The following is a 22,348-nucleotide window of genomic DNA, read 5'->3' as shown; positions in this document are numbered from 1 at the left end:
ACTTGTTATGTTGTTTTTGCAAATGTAACCGGTTTCAATTTTAATTGACAAGGCCCCGAAGAAGTTTTGGCATCAATATAATCGGGCGTTCAGGGCAGTTTTTTCTGTATTTGCAGTAAAGTCCGCATGTGAGCGGATTTGAGGCCATTGCCGGTAAGGGCGCGCTCACAAGTGATTTTTTTCAGCTCGCTGTAACCCGTTACATTTGCTGTCGTTCCTGTATCCGGATTTTTTCTCCGGACTCGGCATACATCCCGACAACTGCTCCAACAAAGCCACCGGCCGCCGCTGTGGTCAGCACCCGGGCATCGTTATTTTCCACCAGGGGGGTGTAGTGTTCGGCATCCAGGCTGTAGGAGAAATCCAGTTCGGATTTGTCGATCTTCATACGCAGGTAAACCGGTTGCCCCTGTAGCAGTGGTATCGGCGTCTCGGCAATCACCTGACCCTGAATTTCGCCACCGTTCCCCGCTTTCCGGCGTACCCGCAGTACCGCCTTACCGGCGCTGTTACGCCCGAGGCCCAAGGCGTAGAAAAAGTCATCGCTCTGCAGTGCCAGTAATCCGGCCTCGTCGTCTGTTGCTTGTGGTGTGAATTTCAGCGCGGTAGTCATTTCCGCACGCATATGGGCGAGGCGGCGGCCGACAAAGGATGGCTGGCCGTCGCGGTCGCCGATGGCAACCGGGCGGGCCTGTAAAGACAGTCCTTCGTCGCCGGTTGCCCACCAGGGACTGTCCGGGGTACGGATAAACAGCCAGTGGGGGGCGAGCTTATCGGAGACAAATACTTCGCGCTCGGAAAAGTTACCGGTAGTGTGCCGCGGCGCGGGCTGGTCCTCTGGAAGGCGTGGCCGGTTCACCGCGTAAGGCAAAGCGCGGCCCGCTTCCAGAATGATTGGCCAACCGTCTTTCCACTGTACCGGGAGCATGAAGGTCTCGCGGCCAGTGTGAAAATTGCCGGGGTCCTGCGGGGCGGTGGCCAGATCGTAAACCCGGGTACCGAGAAACACCGCCCACCAGTCGCCGTTGCTGTCTTCAAACAGATCCGCATGGCCGGTGGCGGTAACCGGGTTGGGGCGGTCGTCCGGCAGCCCGAATTGGGTCAGTACCGGATTGTTCGGGTTGGCGGTATAGGGGCCGAATACGTTGTCCGCCCTGAACAGCAGCTGCTGGTGAAAATAGCCGGTACCGCCACCGGGGGCGGAGAGGTAGTAGGTACCGTCGACGTTGTAGAGGTGCGGGCCTTCCAGATAGTCGGTATTCCACTGGGGCACTGCACCGCCGTCCACCAGCAGTACATCGTCTGATTTTGCTTGAAACGTTTCCGGATCCACTTCCATCACGCGGATAGCGGTGTGTGCCGGGTAGCGTTTTTTATCCGGTTCGGCGTGGTGCACGATGTAGGTTTTGCCGTTGTCGTCGAAAAAAATCGACGGATCTATACCGTCGAGTTCGGGCAGCCAGATGGGATCAGACCAGGGCCCCGCGGGATTTTTCGCCGTGACCACAAAGTTGCCGCCGCAGCCGATGCAGGTATTGATCACATAAAAAGTGCCATCGCGATATTCGATGGCCGGCGCATAGACGCCGGCATTGGTCAGTGGCAGGCCGTTGAAGTTCACCTGGCCGGGCCTGTGCAGGGCATTGCCGATCTGGGTCCAGTTCACCAGATCGCGGCTGTGGAAAACGGGAATGCCGGGAAAGAAACCGAAGGTGGAGTTGACCAGATAATAGTCCTTGTCGACGCGCACGATACTCGGATCCGGATGAAACCCGGCGAGGATCGGATTGCGATACTCGTTTTCTTTCAGCGGCAGGTTGAATACTTCGTCATTGCCGTTGTATTCGAACCAGGAAAAGCGGGCAATTTTTTCTGAGGCGTCAGCGGGTGAAATCGCGGTCACCAAGGCAATCCCCAGAGCACTTATCTGTTGTTTGATTTTCACCGAATGCATATCGCCTCTGTTTTATTTGACGTAGCGCGCGAGCAAGCGAATGTACGCGGTCTGGTAGCCGTTGGAATTCTCGGTTACCGACCAGGAGTTGAGCGGCCAGCTGTTATTGAAATCCGTATAGGATTTCTGTGCCGGCTGGCCGTAAGGCGGCTGCGGTTGCGCGCTGCCGCACAGACTGGATACACCGGGGCAGCGCTCATCCCAGTCGTAGGATGGGTTGGGCCCGCCGACGAGAAATCCCGGAGGCGGGCCGTAGGCTGAGTTACTGACACTGTCCCAGAGCGCGCTGCCGTGGGCAAACCAGGTGTGGTAGAACTGGTCCACGGAGTTTTCCGCACCGAAGTCTCCCATATTCGACAGGTACACTTTGCCGAGCGGATTGACCCCATGCAGGTAATGCAGGTAGCCGGCAGCGGCGTTGCGGATTTGTGCCGTATCGCGCTGCCCCAGGTTGTAGGTTTGCTGGTCTGCGAACATACCGCCGGCGAGAGACGTCACCGCGTTGCTGCCCCAGGTGTAATCGCTGATAAAGGCTCCGTAGGGATCGCGGCGGTTGGTGGCTGCACCCCAGCCATCGTCGCCTTCCCACAATTCCACATAGCGATTGCGAATAGCGTCGGCGGTGGCGGCAGTGGCATCGTCCAGCGCGGTGTAATACAGCAGCGGGCGTTGAATACTGGCGCGGAACGGCGACAGCCACCAATTGGCAAACATTGGTGCAGTCTGGTAATTGGCATCGACGTAATCGCGATAGCTGATGTCACCAGTGAGATCGTAGAGATAGATCGCGGCAACCAAGCGCTTGAAACCGCGCTCGGTGTCGTCCACTTCCTGCTGGCCTGCCCCCAGTCCGGCGGTGCCCGCCGCTTCGTCGTTGTTGCGGAAAATCACCGCCGGGTTGGCGTTGGCCCAGTTCCAGGCCCGCAGCGCGCGCGTCCTGAGGTCAGCGGCATAGCTGTTGAATTCGGGTGTACTCAGGGCAGCAAAAACCTTTGCACCATAGGCAAACGCTGCGGCACTGGAGAGCGTGGCAGAAGTGCTGGCATCGCCGTAGAGACTCGCTCCGGTGGCGCTGGACGGCGGGCTGGCGGAAGCGAGGCCGACGATGGACAGCACTGAGCCATCGGCGTTTTGCATCCGTATCAGGGAATCCAGTCCCCATTTCACTTCGTCCAGCAGGTCCGGTACGCCGTTGCCGGACTCCGGAATATTGAAGTCATCGGTCCACACATGCGTATTTTCACGGTACGCATGTAACAGGTCGACGATATAACTCGCGGTCCAGTTGGTGTATTTGTTGTAGTCGCCGGCGTCGTACCAGCCACCGTGCAAATCCCGTTCACTGCCTTCGTCGTCGGGGCTATTGTAGCGCCGCGCGTTGGCATCCTGCAGTGGTCCCATATGACTTGCATCATCGGCCCAGCTGGCACCGGCAAATTGTTCCGTCTTGGTGTGGCCGGCGCGCTGGTAAAAAAACGTGCGCACCGCCTGTACCAGTACTTCACGGTAGACGTTGTCGTTAATCGCAAAGGCGGGGGAGCGAAGGTCCTGTTCGGTGTCGACGATCTGATAGTTGCCGGTGGCGGTTACGCTGCTGAAGTCAAACAGCCAGATGCGATCGCCGGAGGTGGCCGCGATTTCGCCATCCAGCCACGGCGTTGCGGAACCGGAAAACACCACGGAATTATCCAGCGTGTTCACCACCTGCAGACTGGCGCCCGGGGTGTAGGTATCTTCGCTGTCGAAGCCGGTAACCGGATCGCGCAACACCGCGATTTTTTTTGCATCCGGCAGGTAGCCGAACTGATCCACCACAATAAATGGCCCCTCACCGACGACGGTTACCGGTGGTTCTGGTTCGGGCTCGGGTTGCGGTTGTGGTATTGGTGTCGGAGCGGTATTTGAGCTGCCTCCACCGCCCCCGCAGGACACTAGTCCGGTAAGAATCAACAGGCACATGGCTGTGCGAAAGAAACCGGCAAACATTGCAAAACTCCATTTGTCTTTCTTGTTTTCCCCGCAAACCCGCGAGATGTGTTTGTGCTTTTATCGCCCGTATCCCAGGCGCTGCAGGAACGCGACTTTCGCCTGCAGGTTGTTTTCACCGCTATAGGCGATAGCCCGCCATTGCTCACTCGCGGACATCGTCTCGCCCGGTGCGAGTTGTACGTAAGGGCCGTGCACCTCCAGCTCCAACAGGCCGGCGGCGGGATTTTCTGGGTCGTAATCCAGATACAGTTCTACCTGTCCCTGCGCCGGGTGGATGGCGCTGCGCGGCTGCAGGGGAAATTCGATGATGAAAACCTGGTCCGCAGCAAACGCCGCGAGCCAGCCCGCCGCCGGTTGAATAAAAGCCTTGGCCTTGCTTTTACCGGTGCGCTTAAAATCGAAAAAGCCCATTTTCTGGACCTGCTGATCAGGCGCGGGGTTGCCGTCGAACTGTGCGATTCGCACATCGCCGCTGAAGTCTTTTACCGGAACCAGAACCTGTGTATTCGAGGCGACCCGGGAGTTGAACCAGATATCCCAGGCTACGGAGTTGTCGCGGGTATTGCTGGCGGTGACGGTATGCACAAGCCTGTCACCATCGAGCTTTGCATGCCGGGTCAGCTGCAGCCCGGTAACCGGGCTGGGGGTGGATGACAAAACCGCATGGGAGGGCGACTCCCAGTGCAGCGTATTTTCACCCAGCACGGTGTAGGGATCCGGTGGCCAGTCCGCGCGGCTGTCGCGGCGCGATGTATTTACCGATTGAAAACGCCACCAGTTTTGTTGCGGGCCTATCCAGACGATATGACCGAGGTAGCCAAAATTCTCACCCTCTGCAGTAACCGGCGGAATGGGCTGTGCCAAAAGCTGTTCATCCACTTTCAGCAGGTTGGGATACCCGGGTATCGAGAACGCGAGGCCGCGGCCGCCGATATCCGCGGTAAATTCGTAGCGCAGATAATCATTGGCGAGCCGCTGGCGCGCGGGCAGGTCGGCGGCAGCACAGTTGGTACTGTATGCACTGCTGCATAACAACAGCGCCGCCATCAAGGCACGGTAATCGCGCACGGGATTACCACCAGGTGGCGTAGAGCGCGATCAGAATGAGGGTGACACCGACCGCTGCGAGGTTGAAAGAACTCCCGGTGGCGAAATTAATTTCACCGAGCGAGACCACCTCACCACCGGGCAGGGCTTCCCGATTGCGCTGTTCCCACAGGGAAATGATCACCGCAACACTCAGGCAGACCAGGAATACAATGCCGACGCGATCCATAAACGGCAACTCCGGCCACCAGAGTTTTAAAACCAGTGACAGCACCGCAGAACCGATCGCCGCGACCAGTGCGGAATTGGCGGTGGCCAGTGGCCAGAATACACCGAGCAGGAACAGAACAGTAATACCGGGAGTGAAGAAGCCGGTAAATTCCTGAATGTACTGGAACGCCTGATCAAACTGGCCTAGTAGCGGTTGTGCGCAGACCATACCCAGCACCAGCGAGACCAGCGCCACAACACGACCCACCCGCACATAGTGTTTTTCACTGCGTCCGGGCTGGTAGCGGGAGTAGATGTCCATGGTGAAGATGGTGGAAATACTGTTGGTCATCGATGCCAGCGAAGACACGATGGCGGCTACCAGTGCTGCGAAAATCAGTCCCTTGAAGCCGACCGGCATCAGGTTCATGAGTTGCGGATAGGCTTGGTCCGGGCGTTCCAGCTGGGGCAGTAATACCACCGCGGCGATGCCCGGCAGAACCACAATCACTGGCATCAGCAGCTTGAGGTAGGCGGCGAAGGCGATGCCCTTCTGGCCTTCCTCGATACTCTTGGCCCCCAGAGCGCGCTGGATGATGTACTGGTTGAAGCCCCAGTAGGCGAAATTCACCACCCACATGCCGCCAAGCAATACGGAAAGTCCCGGCAGGCTCATATAGTGGGGGTTGTCCTTCGAAAGGATCATGTCGAATTTTTCCGGTGCGACCCGGGTCAGCTCGCTGAAACCGGCCAGCACGCCGCCGCCATTCTGTTTACCGATCAGGTCTAGCGCCAGATACGACAGCATCAGGCCGCCAATGACCAGCAAAACGACCTGAATGATATCTGTCAGCGCCACCGCCTTGAGGCCTCCATACAGGGAGTAAGCCGCCGAGAAAATACCCAGGAACAGGAGGCCGAACAGCAGCTCTACCCCGGCAATCGCGTTGATGGCGAGAGCACCCAGCCACAGCACCGACGTCAGGTTTACAAATACATAAACCCCCAGCCAGAAAATGGCGAGCACGATTTTCACCCGGCTGTCGTAACGCTGCTCAAGAAACTGCGGCATGGTGTAGATGCCCTTGCGTACGAATACCGGCAGAAAATATTTGCCGACCAAAATGAGCGTGATGGCCGCCATCCATTCATAGGAGGCGATTGCGAGGCCGATGGCGTAACCGGAACCGGACATGCCGATGATCTGTTCTGCGGAGATATTCGCCGCGATCAGCGATGCGCCCACCGCCCACCAGGGCAGTCCCTTGCCGGCGAGAAAATAATCGCTGGTATTCTTTTCATGCCCTGCTTTTTCCCGTGATACCAGGTATCCAATGGTGATCAGCATGGCTACATAAGCAATGAAGATTGCCAGGTCGGTCGCTGCCAGTTGCATGGTGTTTGCCTCTCATCTGCTGTTTTTTATTGGTCTTAAGGTTGGTCTTTAGGTCAGTTTTGATTGTCGTTGTCGTATTGGTAATTGGCTGTTTATTTGATCCAGCGTTTTGTGTATTTTCCTCGGCTGTCGAAAATCTAAGAACTGGGTTGTGGTATCGGTGACATGGGACGATCGCTACAGGTGAAATCCCGGGATTCCTTCTCATCGGCACTCGCACAGATTTTTGCCACACCGTGTACGACCGCATACGCTGCGTCCAGGGCGCGCTGTTCCAGGCCGAAATGTGCGGCGGCCTGTTGATACAGCGTTACAAGCTGCTTGTCGCCCACTAGCAGGATTTCCCCCTCTGCGGCAAACAGCTGCTGGCCGTGGATAAACTCACTGCCGATCAGGATGCCGGACAGGTACGCTGACATGGACTGGCCAGTGACGTCTTCGCACAGGGTGCGGGAGCGTGCGGTAAATACCTGATTCAGCAAACCACCGAGACCGATGCTCTCCGTAAGGCCCCGCTGAAAGCTTGCCCGGTTGTGACCTTCCTGTTTTAGTACCGCACCAATCGAGCTGTGGCTGTGCAATAACGCGTACATCTCACCGGTAAAGAATGTGGCGAAGTCGTAGATCCTGCCGTCTCTCACCCGCACCCATTTACTGTGGGTTCCGGGGAGAATGACCAGCGCATTTTGGATATTGCCCTGGGCGATCACACCCAGTACCTGAGATTCCTCCCCGCGCATGACGTCGGGACTTCCCGCCGGCGTGATGCAGCGAACGCCGGGAACTACGAATACGTTGTTTTCTCCGGGCACCGGTACCAACCCGCGATACAGCGCTTCGGGGCGCGCGGGGCTGCCTACATAGGGCGCTTCAACCCACCCGGTACGGCTGCCAATCATGCCGCAGAGATATACCGGAATGCCCGGCCAGCGGATTTGCCAATCGCCGCAGTATTCCCGCAGTACGTCACTGAAGTTGCCATCGCAGTTGTGTACCCCGCGCGGTGCGTTGCGGCTTCCGGCGATGCCGCCATCGCTATCAACGAGGTGGGCGCGGATATTGGTTGTGCCCCAGTCCACTACGATCCGCTGCATCAACGACGCTCCCTGCCAATCAACTGCGCCCTGGCGAGACCGGTAGGCTCATTATCGGCAACGTTAATGAACTCGTTGTGGTGCAGGTATAGGAAACTCGCGGTATTCACGTTTTTGGCTCTCATAGGTTTTCCGCTTCACTCCGTTTCCGCGCAGGCTTCCTGCGGTTGCAAAAATGCTTGTCGCAGGAAGGTGTGATGCGGCGGCGCGTGGGTTGCCGCTGTGGCAATGGCATGGCGCATATTTTCCATCGCCCGAATTACTTGTTTGTTGTCCAGCTTGTCGACCTCCGCCAGGTAATTCCGTGGACGGAATTGAAAACCGTCGTAAATGGCCAGCCAGCTCGCCTCCTGAAAGGACTCCTGCTCGAAACTGAGCAGGCGACCATCCTCGGTAAACGCATCCATCTTCTGCTGCAAGGTGTCCGGTACTGCCATGTCGCGCATATCGCGCCAGAACTGTGTGTCATCGCGGCCGTTGAGTTTGTAGTGCAGGATGATGAAGTCGCGCACCCGTTCGTATTCCTGGCGGTTCAGACGGTTCGCCTCGTCGATATTTTTTTGTTCTGGTATCAGGTCCGGTAAAAATTTCAGAATTTTTTCGACACCTGTCTGGATCAGGGAAATACTGGTACTTTCCAGTGGCTCGATAAAACCGGATGCGAGCCCCAGGGCCACGCAGTTCCTGTTCCAGAATTTTTTGCGCATGCCAGCGGCAAACCGGATGACCCTCTGTTCGCCCAGTGCACTGCCTTCGAGATTTTTCAGAAGCTCAGTACTCGCCTGTTCGGTGGTCATATGCGCACTGGAAAAAACATGGCCATTGCCATTGCGGTGCTGCAGGGGAATGCGCCAGCGCCATCCGGCAGCGGTCGCCGTCGCGCGGGTATAGGGCGGCGCAGGGCCAGCGCGTTCGCTCTGTACTGCTACAGCGGTATCTACCGGTAACCAGTGACGCCAATCTTCATAGCCGGTAGCCAGCGCCTGCTCGATCAACAGGCCGCGGAAACCGGAACAGTCGATATACAGATCTCCGTGCAGGATCTCACCGCTTTGCAGGTGCAGGCTGCGGATATCGCCGTTACTGCTATCGAGTCTGACCTCAACGATTTTCCCCTCGATGCGCCGCACGCCGTGTGACTCTGCTATGCGTCGCAACAAGGCGGCATAGCGGCTGGCGTCGAAGTGATAGGCGTAGTTGTAGAGTGCGAGAGGATTTTGGGTATCCGGGTCCGGCTGTGCGAAGCGTCCACCTTTCGCAAGTGCGGTAGCGAGGCTGTACTCCGAAAGCGGCGCGGCGTTACCGAGTTTGTACTGCTTCAGCCAACAGGGATAAAAAGGTATCCCGCCCAGGGGGGCGCCAAAGTCTGCAAATGGATGGAAGAAGCTCTCCCCGGCGGTGTACCAGTCGGAAAATTCAATGCCGAGTTTAAAGGTGGCACCGGTAGCGGCGATAAAGTCCCGTTCACGGATGCCGAGGTAGCGGTTCAGGTTGAGAATGCTCGGTACCGTGGCTTCGCCCACACCGATGGTGCCGATCTGCTCGGATTCCACCAGCCGGATCGACAGGTCGTGACCGCGAAAGTGGCGGGCCAGTGTGGCCGCCGCCATCCAGCCCGCAGTACCGCCGCCGACAATATTGATGACTTTGATCGGGCTTTTAGGGTCTTTAGCTCCTTGCTGCATGGGTTAAAACCTCAGTACCACGCCGCCGTTGGCGGCCATGGTAATAGTGAGCGACTCGCTGGATTCCAGTTTCAGCTTGCGCGCAGCAAATGGTTCGTGGCTGTCGTCGTGCAGCATTAGCGCACTGTCGGCGAGGCCGCCGAGTTGGCTGATATTCAGCTGCAGGGTTTTTGCTTCCGCCTCACCATTGATACCGGCGATATACCAGCGCCTGCCACTACGCCGGGCAATGACCGCGTGCTCGCCGGGATAACCTGCGAGCAGGTGGGTTTCATCCCAGGTGCTGGGCAGGTGGCGCAGGTAGTCGCGGTAGTCATCGGGCAGATTCAACAGGCTTTCGGTACTGTCGCCGATATGCTGGATACCAGTTTCAAACAGCACTAGCAGCGCCGCTTCATGGGCGCTGGTGGTCTTGCGTCCCGCCAGAGGCTGGGAGAAATATCCGGGGGTGTAATCCATCGGGCCGATGACATTGCGGGCGAAGGGCAGGATGCTGTTTTGCCGCGGCGCCTGATCGTCGTAGTCGGTCTCCGCCTGGAAGGTGTAGAACTCGCCTCCGCGCACTGCTTCCATGGAAATCAGGTTTGGCCAGGTGCGGCGCCAGCCGCGGGGAATGGTACTGCCGTGAAAGTTGACCAGCAGCTGGAAGTCCGCGGCGTCCGCGAGAATTTCCTGGTACAGGCGAATAATGTCCTGTTTGTCGCTCTGAAAGAAATCCACCTTGATACCGGCGACGCCGAGCCTGTGCAGGCGGGCGAACTCCGCGCGACGTTTCTCGCGCTCGGTAATGCGGTTGCGCGGTTGCTCGGTGATAAAGTTGTGGCGACCGCCAGAGTTGTACCAGAACAGCAGCCGCACATTTTTCTTTTCGGCGTGGGCCAGCAGCTGCTCCATGGCGTCGTCGGCAATGGTGTTCCAGTTGGCGTCGATCAGGGAATAGCGCCAGCCCATTGCCGCGGCGGTGTCGATAAACTTCTTCAGGGTGTCGAGGTTGCGGCTGCTGTCGTGATCCGACAACCAGCTCCACGACGAAATGCCAGGCTCAATCCAGTCGGTGTTTTCGATGCGGGCGGGTGGTGCGAGGTGGGTGGTGAGGTTGCTTTCAACCACCTCGGCCAGCGCCTCACCGGTAATCACAAATCGCCAGGGCATCTGCCAGGGCAGCGTGGAAGCGGCGATGTTCATCCCGTGACCGAGTGCGGTGCCGGCAGAGGGTGGCGCTATCCGGTAGTTGCCGCCTTCTGCCTCGGGCTGCAGGTGCGAGCCGTGAAAACTTTCATCCAGGCCTGCCTCATGCAGCAGCGCCCAGGCGCCATCTTTTTCGATCAGAGAGGGGAATCCCCAGCCGACACCGAGATTTTGCGGTGCCGCGCTGCCGCTTGGAAGTTGCAGCCAGGCGGTTTCGTAAGAGGGGTGGAAGGCGGTGGTGAAGTCGTAGGGTTGTCCCCAGAAGGTCGCGCCCTGTCCCACATTGAACGCGGTTGTTTCGGAAACCATCTGGTAGTGGCGATCGCTTGTTTCCGGCAAAACATAACGGAAGGCGAGACCATCGTTGTAGGCGCGCAGTTCCAGATCAAGATGCATTGCAGTTTCCATATCACTGAAGGACAGGGTCAATGCGCGATACGCAGCGATGTTATGTTTGCGTTTGCCGGTTGTCAGGGTGTACTCGTCTTTACCCTGTGCGTTTTTTTCGCCGAGAAATTTTACCGTAGTGGAAAAATCGCTGATTTCCGCTTCGAGCGGATTCTGGCTTAGCTGGAAGCCCTGGATTACCGGGCCAAGGTGTGACCAGCCGAGAATTTCCCGTTGGTTTTTGCCATGTAGAAGAATGCGGTATTCGAGGCCTTTGGTGCTGTTCTGGCGTACCTGAATTTCGCGGGTAGCGTCGGGCGACATTACTGACCAGTTGGCAAGGGCCGGGCTGGCAATGAACAGTAGCAGGGCTGTGGCTATGGGGCGTTTCATGGTTGGCCTTTTTATTTTGTATTTTTATTTATTATTTTATGGGCACCGGCAAGGCGGGCGTCGCCGAGCTGGGGCTCGGCGTTCCCGCGGGTACCGGCGTCAGCCGCGTTTCAGGGTGATCGGGGTACCACTGTATTGCAGGGATAGATCCGCGGTGCCGTTCAGGTCCGCAGGTTTGTCGCCCTGGTCAATCCAGCGCACACTGATTGCCCGCTGTTTGGCCATGCCATCGAAACTACCAGTGCGTTCACCGATGGTGAGTTCGCCGCTGGCTTCGTTGTAGCTGACCGGAATTCGCGACCACTGGCCTTTTTCATAGCCGTAGCTTTTGCCATCGTCCTCGTAGATTTCGAAACGGCCGTCGGCGCCGGTAAATACGTTCAGGGTCAGCGGGGTGTTGATGCTTTCCGCGGTGCTCTGGATTTCCGGGCCGGTGGGCAGGATGCTGCCGGCTTTTACGAACAATGGCATCTGCGTATAGGGTGCCGCTGCGTCGATGGTCTGTCCGCCGCTGTATTTCTCGCCGCTGTTAAAGTCGTACCAGTCGGTACCTGCGGGCAGGTAGACATCTCTTGAACGTGCGCCGAACTCGGTGATCGGATTCACTAGGAGCGAGGGGCCGAACATGTACTGGGTATTGATATCGCGTACTTTCGGGTCCGCGCCAAAATCCATCGCCAGGCCGCGCATCATGGTGCCATCCTTGTGGTGGGCGTCTCCGGCCAGAGTGTAGATATAGGGCATTAATCGGTAACGCAGCTTGGTGTAGTCCACCATGCTGTTGTAGGTGTCGCTGCCCTCGTCCGCCAGATTGTAAATCTCGCGGTAGGGGTTCTGGCCGTGGGCGCGGAACAGTGGCGTGAAGGCGCCGAACTGGAACCAGCGCAGGTTCAGTTCCTGCCACTCCTGCTGTTCGCTTTGGGCCATTTCCTTGTAGTTACCCACCACCACATCGCCGTTGTAGCGGTAGCGGTCCTCGGGAGTAAAACCGCCGATATCGAAGGTCCAGTAAGGCATGCCCGCCATACCCACGCCAATACCCGCGGCAATCTGCTCTTCCAGGTTGGACCAGCGGGACACCACATCGCCACTCCAGATCGCCGACGCGGTGCGCTGGATGCCACCGAAACCGGAACGGGTGAGGATAAATGCGCGCTTGTCACCATCGGTTTTGCGCTCGCCCTGGTACACGGTTTCCGCGTGGGGCAGGGCATAGGCGTTGAACACTTCCGCACCGGTTCCCATGGCGTTCGGAGTAATCAGATCCTTGCGGTGTTTGAAACTCAGGTTGGAGTGGATGTCCGGTTCCACCGCGTCCAGCCACCAGGCATCAAAGCCGACGGTGTTGAGCTTGTCGCGGATCTGGCTCCAGTAAATTTCCCGGCACTCGGGGTTATAGGCATCGTAGAAGGCATTCAGGTAACCGGCGCCGATCCAGTCCAGATTCTTCTCTTCGATGTTCTTGTTGAACATACAGCCCTTGGCATTGAGCTCGGCGTAGTTGTCGGTGGTGGGATAAAACTTCGGCCACACCGAAATCATGATGTTGGCATCCAGTTCGTGTACCCGCTCCACCATGGCTTTGGCATCGGGGAAGTGGGCTTTGTCAAAGTCGTGGCTGCCCCAGGCGTCTTGCGGCCAGTAGGACCAGTCCAGCACGATATTGTCGATGGGAATTTTGCGCTCGCGATACTCCTCAAGCGCGCCCAGCAGTTCGTCCTGGGACTTGTAGCGCTCGCGGCTCTGCCAGAAACCGAAGGCCCACTTGGGCAGCATGGTGGCCTTGCCGGTGAGTTCGCGGTAACCGGCGACCACGTCGTCCTGGTTGTCGCCGGCGACGAAGTAGTAATCCACCGCCTTGCCGGTGTCCGCGGTAAAGGACAGTTGCTGTTGCTCAATCGCCGGTAGCGGACCGTGTTGCAACAGTCGCATATAACCGCCCTGGGGTTGCCAGTCGAGGCTCAGCGCGTATTTTTCACCGGCTTTCAGATCCACTTCCGCATTGTGGTACCAGGGGTTCCAGTTCATGCGCCAGCGGTTCAGCAGCTCTTCGCCGTCAAGGGAGAGGCTGGCATAGCCGCTGGAATACATTTTGAATTCGTGTTCACCGGAAACTGTGGGTTCGATGCTGCCGATCCACTGGATGCGCAGGTCCTGGGCATTCGCGACTTCTTCCGGCAGCGGGATTTCACGCACGCTGGCGTGGGACAGGAACTGGTAATTCAGGTCTGCTTCGGAGCGCTCCAGTTTCAGTTCATCGCCGTCGTAATAGCGCGCGGTGAGGCCGCCGGGTTCCCCGTTGGCATCGTACAGTTTGAAGCCTTCCGGCAGCGGCTGCGGCGGCAGCGGGTCGCCGAGGCGGCTGACCCCGGCGTTGTTCCACAACAGGCCGTAGTTGTGGCTGGAAACCAGGTAGGGAATGGTGATTTCCATGTTGTAGGTGGTGAGCTCGATATTTTCACCGCGGTAGTTGACCCGCCCGTCCTGTTGCTGGCCGAGGCCATAAAACGCTTCATCGGATTGCGGCTGAAAGCGCTGGCGGAACGAGTGGGAGTCCGCATCGATGGGACCCGGTTCATCCATCACGCGCGCCATGCTGCGGTCCGCCTCGCTGAGCAAAACCTGGCCCGCCGCGTTTTTGAATTCCACCACGCCACTGGCTAGAGAAATTTCTGCAGATATTTCCGCGGTTTTGACGATCAGTTCGCCGTTCTCTTCGGTGATGGAAAAAGCGACGTCCTGTGGTTGCGCGGTGACCATCAGGGTATCCGGAAGATTGCTGAAATCCTCCTGCGGCGTGGCGGTGACACGGATAATATCTTCATCGATTACCTGCACGCGGACTTTCTTGAAATCGCTGTTCTGCAGGGAGACAACCGCACCGTGGGCTGTTTTTTGCCAGCTCGTAGTCTGGGTATTCTGCTGTCCATCGCAGGCGTAGAGTGTCGGAAAGAGGGCAAGTGCCAGGAGCGTGCTTTGGGGCTTGAAGTTTTTCATGGTCTTGTCCGTATTTATTGTGTGTTATGCCGATCGTGATTCTTATTTTTGTAGGTTGGGCAAAGGCGCGTAGTGCCGTGCCCAACGGAGGTTTGTTGGGCACGCTGCGCTTTGCCCAACCTACCGTGCTACCGTACCTGTAGGAGCCTGCCTGCAGGCGAATGGCCCGAAGTGCAGTAATGTTCGCCTGCAGGCAGGCTCCTACAGGGGTCAATTGGTTTTGTAGGTGGCCAGTTTTACCTTGAGCACATGGGGGCGATAGATAAAATTTAGTCCCCAGTCCGTCTGGTCGCCATTCCACACCCGCTCAAATACCCACTCGCCATTTTCAAAATGTCCTTCCTCTACCCGCTCGAAGGTGAACTGCTCGTCTTGCAATTCCTTGCTGGGTGAAAAGCTGACTCGCGCGTGATAGCCCACAACAAGAAATTCATCCCTGCTCAATTCCGCGATGACTGCGCCACCGGACGCCGGGTTGTTGCCCTTGGGGGGATCTATCCAGAACGCCGGGCGGCCGTAGGTGATTTCTGCGGTCCAGTCGCCGAGGTCCTGGCGCTGGGTAAAGTCTTCCGGCCCCCTCTGCTCCTTCACCTCCTGATCACTGCCCTTGGCATTCCACAGTTCCTTGTCCGGGGAATAGGTATCCACCGGCTCGGAAAAACCCCAGGTGCGGTTGTTCAGGCTGATTTCGGCCCACTCGGAATCCATCGCCCCGAACACCCGGTACAAATCCGCGAAAGGCTTGATCACCTTTTCATCCATGGTTTCCGCACCCAGCGGGTAGTTGGAGTACTTGGTGTTGTCCATACCAAAAGGCGCGAAGCCGAGAGCGCCGTGGCCAATGGCATCGAAGAAATAGCGCACGTAGGGCTGGTCATTGCCGATCTCGGCGATATACAGCGGGTTATCGTTGCGGGTGTACAGTTCCATGACCCGGGTAGCGGTCTTGTGGTCGCGGAAATAGATGTCCGGCGCGATCAGGTCGATATTGGGTGCCGCGGATTTCCAGATATGAATTACATTGTCGGTAGCGCCGCCGCTGGAGTACTGGCCCGGTTCACCGGGATGGTAGGGGTTGCGCAGGGCCACGTTCACATACATGGGCAGGGGATATTCCCGTTTGCCCGCCTCGGTAATTTCATCCACAAAGCGGCCGATGTGCCAGGCATGGAAAAATTCATCGGCGTCTTTGCCGAAGACTTCACTCCAGCTACCGGATTTTTTACCTACGTCCGCCAGCAGTTTCTGCGGAACCGCTTGCTGGAAAATTTCTTCTGCGTGCGCGGAATAGTCCCGGGCGGAGCCGTAAGTGCCCACCTCATTCTGCACCTGCACCATGATCACCGTTTTCTGCCTGTCGACTTTTTTCAGGTGACGCATCAGTTGCACAAAGGCTTTCTTGTCCGCCTCCAGGGTGCTGCGGTGATGGGGTGAAAGGGAATTCAGGGTTTTGCCGTCGCGGGTTTTTACCCGTGGGAAACGCTGGTTATCCAGCTTCACCCAGGCGGGCGCATAGTGCGGTGCATTGTTTTTCCAGGTGGCAAACCACAGCAACACCAGACGCACCTGTTTTTCCCGCGCCTGTGCAATCAGTGTGTCCACAAAGGAAAAATCGAATTTTCCTTCATCGGGTTCTACCTGTTCCCAGGCCACCGGAATGACCAGGGTATTCGCGTGCATCTGCTCCACCACCGGCCACACGTCGGGCAGGGCTGCGGGGTAATTGGCGGAATTGTTGGTCTGGGCGGCAAGCAGCAGGTAGGGTTTGCTGTCTACCAGCAGTGCATAGCGGCCGTTGTTGGAAATGATCTGTGGGAAATCGTCATCGACCTTGGCGGACGCCATGCCGCTCACGGAAGACAGAAAAATAAGAACAATGACGCTGAGTGACAACTTTTTCATAGTCGATTTTTCTAGTTGGCAAAGTGGGGCGGGGCTCTTGGGAGCCCCGCCAGGTACAGTGCGGATCAGAAGGTGATACGAACACTGGCCGCGTAGCGCACATCCTGGGAGTAGGTGTATGCGTGACGCTTGCCGATTTCACCCTGGTCCATCAGACCAACGGTCTCCTCCCTGGTGAGGTTGGCGGCCTCGAAGTTGACGGAAATGTTGTCGGTAATGTTGTAGCCCATGGACAGGTCCAGTTGGCCGTAGTCGTCGTTGTACACCGGCAACCGCCAGTTGACGTTATTGTTGGAACCATTCCAGCCGTTGGCTCCCACGGCCACCAGGTACTCGCTGCGCCAGTTCCAGGCCAGGCGGGTGTAGAAACCATGCTTCTCGTACATCCCCACCAGGTTGTAGGCATTTTGGGAGATACCTTCTGCGGGCAGGTCGCCGTAGCCGGAACCGTCGGTGTTGGTACCTTGCGGCCCTTCCAGGCTGCTGTCGATATAGGTGTAGTTGGCCTGCACGCCGAAGCCGTTCCAGGGTTCCGGGAGGAAATCGAAGAATTTCGTTACCCCGATTTCGGCCCCCTGAATACGAGCCTCACCGTCGTTACCGACCCAGGTACTGACGGTATCGAACCCTTCGACCTCCGCGTTTTCCACCACGGTGGTGAAGTAGTCTGAGATGTCCTTGCGGAAGATACTCAGGTGCGCCATCCCGCCGTTTTCATCAAAGTACCACTCTGTGGACAGGTCGTATTGGTTGGCCAGCATCGGCTCCAGGAACGGATTGGTGTCATTGGAGCTGAGGTTGAACTGGAGTTTGTCCTGCAGAGACTCCAGGGTGATGTCATCCGGGTTGCCATCGAGAGTGACGCCGTCCTTGAGTCCTGCAGAGAGATTCAGGTACGCCTTCATGCGCCAGAACTCCGGTCGCCAGATGGCTTTGGACGCGGCAAAGCGCACTACAACATCTTCCGATGCCGCCATCCGCAGGTTCAGACTTGGCAGCAGGTGGTCATAGTCATTCTTCGCCGGGAAATCATAGGTTTGCGCCGGCAGCACCACGATGGTTCGGGAATTGCCTTCTTCTTCAGAGCCCACGGTGATGGTGGACTGCTGCATATTGAAGCGGCCCTGCGCGGTATTTTCCGTATGTATGTAGCGCAGACCCAGGTTGCCGTCCACAGGCATGGCGAGGTCATCGAATGCAAAGTTGACCTTGGCATAGACCGCCTGGGTGGTTTCCTCCTGGCTGTTCAAATTGGCCGGGTTGGAGAGATCCAGGGCATTCCAGTCCGGTCCACAGCAACCGGCGGAGTTCGCGACGATGCGATCCGTGGTGCCCCTGAAATCCCGCAGTAATGCCGGGTCCAGCAGATAGGCGGTGAGCGGAACATCGGTATTGCCGCGCTGGAAATCATTGAACGAGAATTCGACCAGATCGCTTTCCGCAGCACCGGGGAAGGGGTACAACCAGTTGGTCCAGGGCTGGTAGCGCGCGGACCAGTGATTGGCACTGCGATTGGTCGCGGATTTCTCGCTGTAGCGGGCGCCGGCCTGTACCGAACGGATCAGGCTGTTTTCGAATTCGTACTCCAGGTCCAGCCGCGCGCTGGTAGAGTCGCCTTTGTTGTCTGAAGGCATCGACATCATCTGGCCGTAGCTGTAGGCCGCGGGATTTGCCAGGTCGGTTTCGTGCTGGTCGAATACGCCGATTACCTCGTCACTGACCTGTGCACTGCTGATGCCGAGACTGGGTTTGCCGTTGAGGTTGCCAACGCTGACCGAGGAGGGAAGCGCAACCAGACCGAGGGTGTAATCCTCGGTAGCGGACTCGGATTCGACACGCTGCAAGTCGGCCTTGATGCTCAGGCGCTCGGTGGCCTGCCAGTTCATCCCGAGGGAGAAATCGGTGGTCTCTGAAACATTTTGGGAGTAACGGGTACTGGTGCCGAACGGCATCCCCCACCACTCTCCGGTTTTGGTTTCGTTTACGCCGTCGCCGTCCAGGTCTACCCAGGACTCGTTGATTTTACCGGTGAGGGTACCCGACACCAGCGCCCCGTTATCGTCGAACACCCAGTCGTTGTTGGGTGAGGCGATGGAGTAAACGTCCAGCGCATCGTTAAAGAAAGCGGCTTCGTCCCAGCGCTGTTCGTGTTTGGAGCGAAAGGCGGTGGCATAGACTTCCATCGCGTCATTAGGGGCCCACTGCAGAGCGAGGTATTGGCCGTCCCGTTCACGCTGGTAGTCGTTGCGGCGCCAGTCGACACCCCGCGGCACCCATACGGTGGAATCTTCCTGAACGTCGTCGCGCGGGAAAAATGCACGGGTATAAATATTGTCTGCGCGGCTGGAAAGGTCGGAGGTGGACAGATTCACCAGCACGCCGAATTCGCCAATGCCGGTATCCCAGCGATCGCTGAATAGCGCTGAATATTCGCCATTGGTTTCTTTGATCTGGTCGCCGTAGTTGCCTTTTACCGTGGCGCTGAACAACTGGCCATCGCTGTCGAATGGCATACGGGTGCGCAGATTGACCACACCGCCGAGACCGCCTTCAATCATATCGGCGGTCGGGCTTTTGTAGGTATCGACACCGGCCATCAATTCTGCGGGTACATCGTCAAAGCTCAGGCTGCGGCCGCCGTTTGCCGCGAATACATCGCGACCGTTGAGCTCGCTTCGCACCTGACTCAGGCCGCGCACGGCGACCCCGGCACCTTCGCCGGCAAAGTGTTCCGGGTCTCCCATATTGTCGTAGCGGGTTACCGTTACGCCGGGCACCCGTTGTAGCGCTTCGGTGATGCTGCGATCCGGAAGTTTGCCGATATCCGAGGCGACGATAGAGTCTACGATCTGGCTGGCATCGCGCTTGATGTCCTGTGCAGACAGGATACTGGCGCGCTGTCCGGTGACCGTGACCTCCTCCATACTTTCCGTTTCGTTACTCTCGTCTTTGGCTTCTTCCTGAGCCCAGGCTACAGATCCCAGTGCCATCAGGGAAACCCCGGAGGCGACGCGGATGTAGTGGGACAGGCGGCTTCTGACAAATGTTTTTTTATTGTTATACATCTCTCTCTTCTCCCATCATTTATGGTGAATTGTTATGTGCACTACTTAAGACGTTTTACTGCTGCTAGAACTATCTCCCTGCCATTCCGGATTGCGGTACTGCATTGCGGGTCAGGAGGTAGCCGTTTCCGGCCCGGGCGGAGAAACTACGGCGTTTGCCTTTTCCGTTGAGCGCGAGACTTTTGTCACTGCCGGTTTCGCGCAGGGTGTAGTCACCCTCTGCCGGCAGTTGAATTTCAATGATCCTGTCGATACCACTGGTCAGTCGAGCGGTGTCCAACCGGTTTGCACGCCACTGCAAATCCACGGTGACGTCGCCGCGGGCGCGCAGGCCGCTGATGCTGCCATCTGTCCAGGTGCTGGGCAGGGCGGGTAACAACTGGATGCTGTGGTCGTCGGATTGGATCAGCATCTCGGCGATGGCCGCGGTCGCGCCAAAGTTGCCGTCGATCTGGAAGGGTGGATGGGTGCTCCACAAATTGGGGTGGGTGCTGTCTTTCAATTGGGCGGCGAGAATTTTGTGCGCGCGGTCGCCGTCGTTCAGGTGTGCCCAGAGTGCGGCTTTCCAGGCGCGGCTCCAGCCGGTACCGGCATCGCCGCGGGCTTCCAGTGAGGTGCGCGCAGCATCCAGCAGGTCGGGCGTGTGCGGACCGATTTCATCGCCGGGAAACAGCGCGTAGAGCTGGGAAACATGGCGGTGCTGATTGTGTGAATCATCGAGGTCTTGTTTCCATTCCTGCAGCTGCCCCCAGCTGCCGATGCGCAAACCGGGATCGAGATTTTCCAGCGAGGCGTTGAGCGTGTTTGCGAATTCGGTATCGCCGAGCAGGCTGGCGGTATCGCGGGTATTTTTGAAAAGCTCGTGCACCAGTTGCTGGGACATGGCGGCGCCGATGGTGAAGTCGCCGTGTTCCGGGGAATAGCTGGGAGATACTACCAGTTTGCCGTCCCGAGGGTCTTTCACCAGCGCGTCCAGCCAGGTTTGCGCAGCGCCTTTCATGATCGGGTAAGCGCGCTCGCGCAGGAATTCTTTGTCGTTACTGAAACGGTAGTGTTCGTAATAGTGGTCCGCGAGCCAGGCCCCGGCTTCCGGTTGCCAGAAGGCGGTGGGCCAGTCGATAACGCCGGTAAATCCCCAGATGTTGGTGTTCAGGAACAGCGTCCAGCCGCGGGCACCGAGGAGTTTCTCTGCAGCGATGGCGCCGGGTTTCTGCAGCCCATCCACAAAGTCGAACAGCGGGCCGGTGGTTTCGGCCAGGTTGGTGACTTCCGCCGGCCAGTAATTCATCTGCAGGTTGATATTGACGTGGTAGTCGGCATTCCACGGTGGGGTGGCGGAATTATTCCAGACACCTTGAAGATTGGCGGGTAGCGAACCTGCGCGGGAGCTGCTGATCAGCAGGTAGCGGCCGTATTGAAAATAGAGGGCTTCCAGGGCGCGGTCTGCCTGAGCATCGCCGCGGCCGTATTGTTTCAGCCACTGGTCTATGGGGGGAGTGTGTTTTGTAGGAGCCTGCCTGCAGGCGAATTCATTGTTCACTGATTCTGACGGTTCGCCTGCAGGCAGGCTCCTACAGGATGAGGGGGCAGACGAGGGAGCAGGAGAGGGCTTTAAGGAAAAATTCACGCGGGTGAAGAGCGCGCGGTAGTCGGCGATGTGGGCAGCGCGCAGGACCGGGTAGCCGCCAGTGCGCACTTTGCGACTGGCCCGGTCCAGGCGTGCCTGCACCATCCTGTGAGGATTTTGTCCGCGATACTGCGGGTACTCCAGGGCGTAATTGGTGCCTGCTGCAATCAGCAGGGTGGCGCTGTCGGCGCCGGTGACGGTAAGTGCGTTTTCGTTGGCAGTCACTTTGCCGCCTTCGGTGATCAGCTGTAGCTGGCCTTCGTAGCCGAGGCCGTTGTCGTGGAGATCGCCGCTGACGGTGATGCGCTGATCCCGGATAACGACATTGGCACTGCGATTGTCGGGAATCGAAAGATGGCTGCTAAAGGAGAGACTGCCAGGGTGGTCCGCGGTCAGGTGCACGGCGATCACTTCATCCGGGTAGCTGGCGAGGTATTCCCGGGTGTAGCGCACGCCGTTTGCCTGATAACTGACAGAGGCGGTGCCATCCAGCAGGTTCAGGCTGCGTCGGTAATCGCGGGCTTGCCCCTGGGGGGCGAATTCCAATATCAGGTCGGCGAAGCTCTGGTAGTTGCCGTAACCGGTGATCTTGTGGCCGAGCCGGTCGGCAACCTGTTGCGGGGACAGGCCGTCGCTCGCGTGCAGCTGGTTGCGTATTTCCTCAAGCACTGCGCTACGGGGCTCGCGGGGTAGGCCGTAGTCGTAACCGCTTGCGGGGTTTTCCCTGGAATCGGGGCCGCCGGTCCACAGGGTTTTTTCATTGAATTGCAGGATGTCGCGGGCGATACCTCCGTGCACGGCAGCGCCGAGGGCGCCATTGCCGATGGGAAGGGATTCGGTTTCCCAATCCTGGGCGGGGCGGTCAAACCAGAGTGTCAGCGATGTGGTTTCCGGCAACCGCGCGTCGGCCACGACATGCATGGTGGCGAACAGGCACAGGCCGGCCAGAGGAAAGGCATAAAGGGCGCGCGGTATTTCCACCCGCGGGCGGAAGGTTTCTCGTTTCATCGCTGTGTCACGGCTTTTGTTATTGGTTGTGACTGCTATTTATTGTTGCTTGTTATTGTTGTGTCTGGCGCCTCAGCGCCGACTCGAGTCATTAAAGAGGGTTTTACCCGAGTCTTTGTGGTCTTGTGGAGGCTATTTGCGCTGTCTCGGCGCCACTTCAAAATTAAGTTAGCACCAGATGTAATCGTTTACAATATTTATCGCAATTATATGCTAAATACGTGGCGGCTAATCCATTTGTAGTGGTAACTAGTTGATTTAAAAGACGTTTTTCGCGTGTGAGCGCCCACTATTTGTTGGGCTGAATGTCCATTTTTACGCGCCGCGGTATGCGGCCATATTGCGTTTTGGGCACTGTTTTCACACATGTGCTTGGCGTGGGTGGTAACATTTGTCATATTTATCA

Annotated in this window: 12 protein-coding genes; all 12 read right to left on the bottom strand. The window is 57.8% G+C overall.

The window, feature by feature from the left end:
- Positions 1–199 precede the first annotated feature (199 nt).
- The 12 genes from PVT68_RS08820 to PVT68_RS08765 all read right to left on the bottom strand — a co-directional run bounded on the left by PVT68_RS08820 (position 200) and on the right by PVT68_RS08765 (position 21,942).
- Complete coding sequence (locus PVT68_RS08820; RefSeq protein ID WP_280322368.1) at positions 200–1,954, bottom strand: glycoside hydrolase family 43 protein; 1,755 nt, start codon at positions 1,952–1,954, stop codon at positions 200–202.
- 12 nt (positions 1,955–1,966) lie between these two features.
- Complete coding sequence (locus tag PVT68_RS08815; RefSeq protein WP_280322367.1) at positions 1,967–3,940, bottom strand: glycoside hydrolase family 9 protein; 1,974 nt, start codon at positions 3,938–3,940, stop codon at positions 1,967–1,969.
- Positions 3,941–4,000: 60 nt separating this feature from the next.
- On the bottom strand, positions 4,001–5,011 hold the full coding sequence (locus PVT68_RS08810) for a DUF4380 domain-containing protein (RefSeq protein WP_280322366.1): 1,011 nt from the start codon (positions 5,009–5,011) through the stop codon (positions 4,001–4,003).
- A 4-nt stretch (positions 5,012–5,015) separates the two neighbouring features.
- On the bottom strand, positions 5,016–6,596 hold the full coding sequence (locus PVT68_RS08805; RefSeq protein ID WP_280322365.1) for a sodium/sugar symporter: 1,581 nt from the start codon (positions 6,594–6,596) through the stop codon (positions 5,016–5,018).
- A gap of 137 nt (positions 6,597–6,733) precedes the next feature.
- Positions 6,734–7,690 (bottom strand): 2-dehydro-3-deoxygalactonokinase, encoded by a 957-nt coding sequence (locus tag PVT68_RS08800; protein ID WP_280322364.1) that lies wholly within the window; start codon positions 7,688–7,690, stop codon positions 6,734–6,736.
- Positions 7,690–7,815 (bottom strand): hypothetical protein, encoded by a 126-nt coding sequence (locus tag PVT68_RS08795; RefSeq protein WP_280322363.1) that lies wholly within the window; start codon positions 7,813–7,815, stop codon positions 7,690–7,692. Before PVT68_RS08795 ends, PVT68_RS08800 begins: the two co-directional genes overlap by 1 nt.
- A 12-nt stretch (positions 7,816–7,827) precedes the next feature.
- Complete coding sequence (locus tag PVT68_RS08790; RefSeq protein WP_280322362.1) at positions 7,828–9,375, bottom strand: tryptophan halogenase family protein; 1,548 nt, start codon at positions 9,373–9,375, stop codon at positions 7,828–7,830.
- Positions 9,376–9,378: 3 nt separating this feature from the next.
- Positions 9,379–11,343 (bottom strand): glycoside hydrolase family 97 protein, encoded by a 1,965-nt coding sequence (locus PVT68_RS08785; protein ID WP_280322361.1) that lies wholly within the window; start codon positions 11,341–11,343, stop codon positions 9,379–9,381.
- A 99-nt stretch (positions 11,344–11,442) separates the two neighbouring features.
- Positions 11,443–14,340 carry a TIM-barrel domain-containing protein gene (locus PVT68_RS08780; protein ID WP_280322360.1) on the bottom strand — a complete coding sequence of 966 codons (2,898 nt, stop codon included), beginning with the start codon at positions 14,338–14,340 and terminating at the stop codon, positions 11,443–11,445.
- 210 nt (positions 14,341–14,550) lie between these two features.
- Positions 14,551–16,242: a GH35 family beta-galactosidase gene (locus PVT68_RS08775; RefSeq protein ID WP_280322359.1), complete on the bottom strand. Its 1,692-nt coding sequence runs from the start codon at positions 16,240–16,242 to the stop codon at positions 14,551–14,553.
- A 65-nt stretch (positions 16,243–16,307) separates the two neighbouring features.
- A complete protein-coding gene (locus tag PVT68_RS08770; RefSeq protein ID WP_280322358.1) occupies positions 16,308–19,307 on the bottom strand; it encodes a TonB-dependent receptor in 3,000 nt (999 codons plus the stop codon).
- A 70-nt stretch (positions 19,308–19,377) separates the two neighbouring features.
- The gene (locus PVT68_RS08765; RefSeq protein ID WP_280322357.1) at positions 19,378–21,942 is read right to left on the bottom strand and encodes a glycoside hydrolase family 95 protein; all 2,565 of its coding nucleotides are present in this window, start codon (positions 21,940–21,942) and stop codon (positions 19,378–19,380) included.
- Positions 21,943–22,348: the final 406 nt, after the last annotated feature.

Source organism: Microbulbifer bruguierae, from assembly GCF_029869925.1.
Classification (GTDB): domain Bacteria; phylum Pseudomonadota; class Gammaproteobacteria; order Pseudomonadales; family Cellvibrionaceae; genus Microbulbifer; species Microbulbifer bruguierae.
Note: the sequence above shows the minus strand (reverse complement) of the source record. Positions and strands in the feature narration are given on the sequence as shown.

What these genes read in the sequence shown, in the direction of transcription:
- PVT68_RS08775 (WP_280322359.1), bottom strand. Translation starts at nt 16,242, where the DNA reads ATGAAAAAGTTGTCACTCAGCGTCATTGTTCTTATTTTTCTGTCTTCC.
- PVT68_RS08785 (WP_280322361.1), bottom strand. Translation starts at nt 11,343, where the DNA reads ATGAAACGCCCCATAGCCACAGCCCTGCTACTGTTCATTGCCAGCCCG.
- PVT68_RS08820 (WP_280322368.1), bottom strand. Translation starts at nt 1,954, where the DNA reads ATGCATTCGGTGAAAATCAAACAACAGATAAGTGCTCTGGGGATTGCC.
- PVT68_RS08790 (WP_280322362.1), bottom strand. Translation starts at nt 9,375, where the DNA reads ATGCAGCAAGGAGCTAAAGACCCTAAAAGCCCGATCAAAGTCATCAAT.
- PVT68_RS08795 (WP_280322363.1), bottom strand. Translation starts at nt 7,815, where the DNA reads ATGAGAGCCAAAAACGTGAATACCGCGAGTTTCCTATACCTGCACCAC.
- PVT68_RS08805 (WP_280322365.1), bottom strand. Translation starts at nt 6,596, where the DNA reads ATGCAACTGGCAGCGACCGACCTGGCAATCTTCATTGCTTATGTAGCC.
- PVT68_RS08770 (WP_280322358.1), bottom strand. Translation starts at nt 19,307, where the DNA reads ATGTATAACAATAAAAAAACATTTGTCAGAAGCCGCCTGTCCCACTAC.
- PVT68_RS08765 (WP_280322357.1), bottom strand. Translation starts at nt 21,942, where the DNA reads ATGAAACGAGAAACCTTCCGCCCGCGGGTGGAAATACCGCGCGCCCTT.
- PVT68_RS08800 (WP_280322364.1), bottom strand. Translation starts at nt 7,690, where the DNA reads ATGCAGCGGATCGTAGTGGACTGGGGCACAACCAATATCCGCGCCCAC.
- PVT68_RS08780 (WP_280322360.1), bottom strand. Translation starts at nt 14,340, where the DNA reads ATGAAAAACTTCAAGCCCCAAAGCACGCTCCTGGCACTTGCCCTCTTT.
- PVT68_RS08815 (WP_280322367.1), bottom strand. Translation starts at nt 3,940, where the DNA reads ATGTTTGCCGGTTTCTTTCGCACAGCCATGTGCCTGTTGATTCTTACC.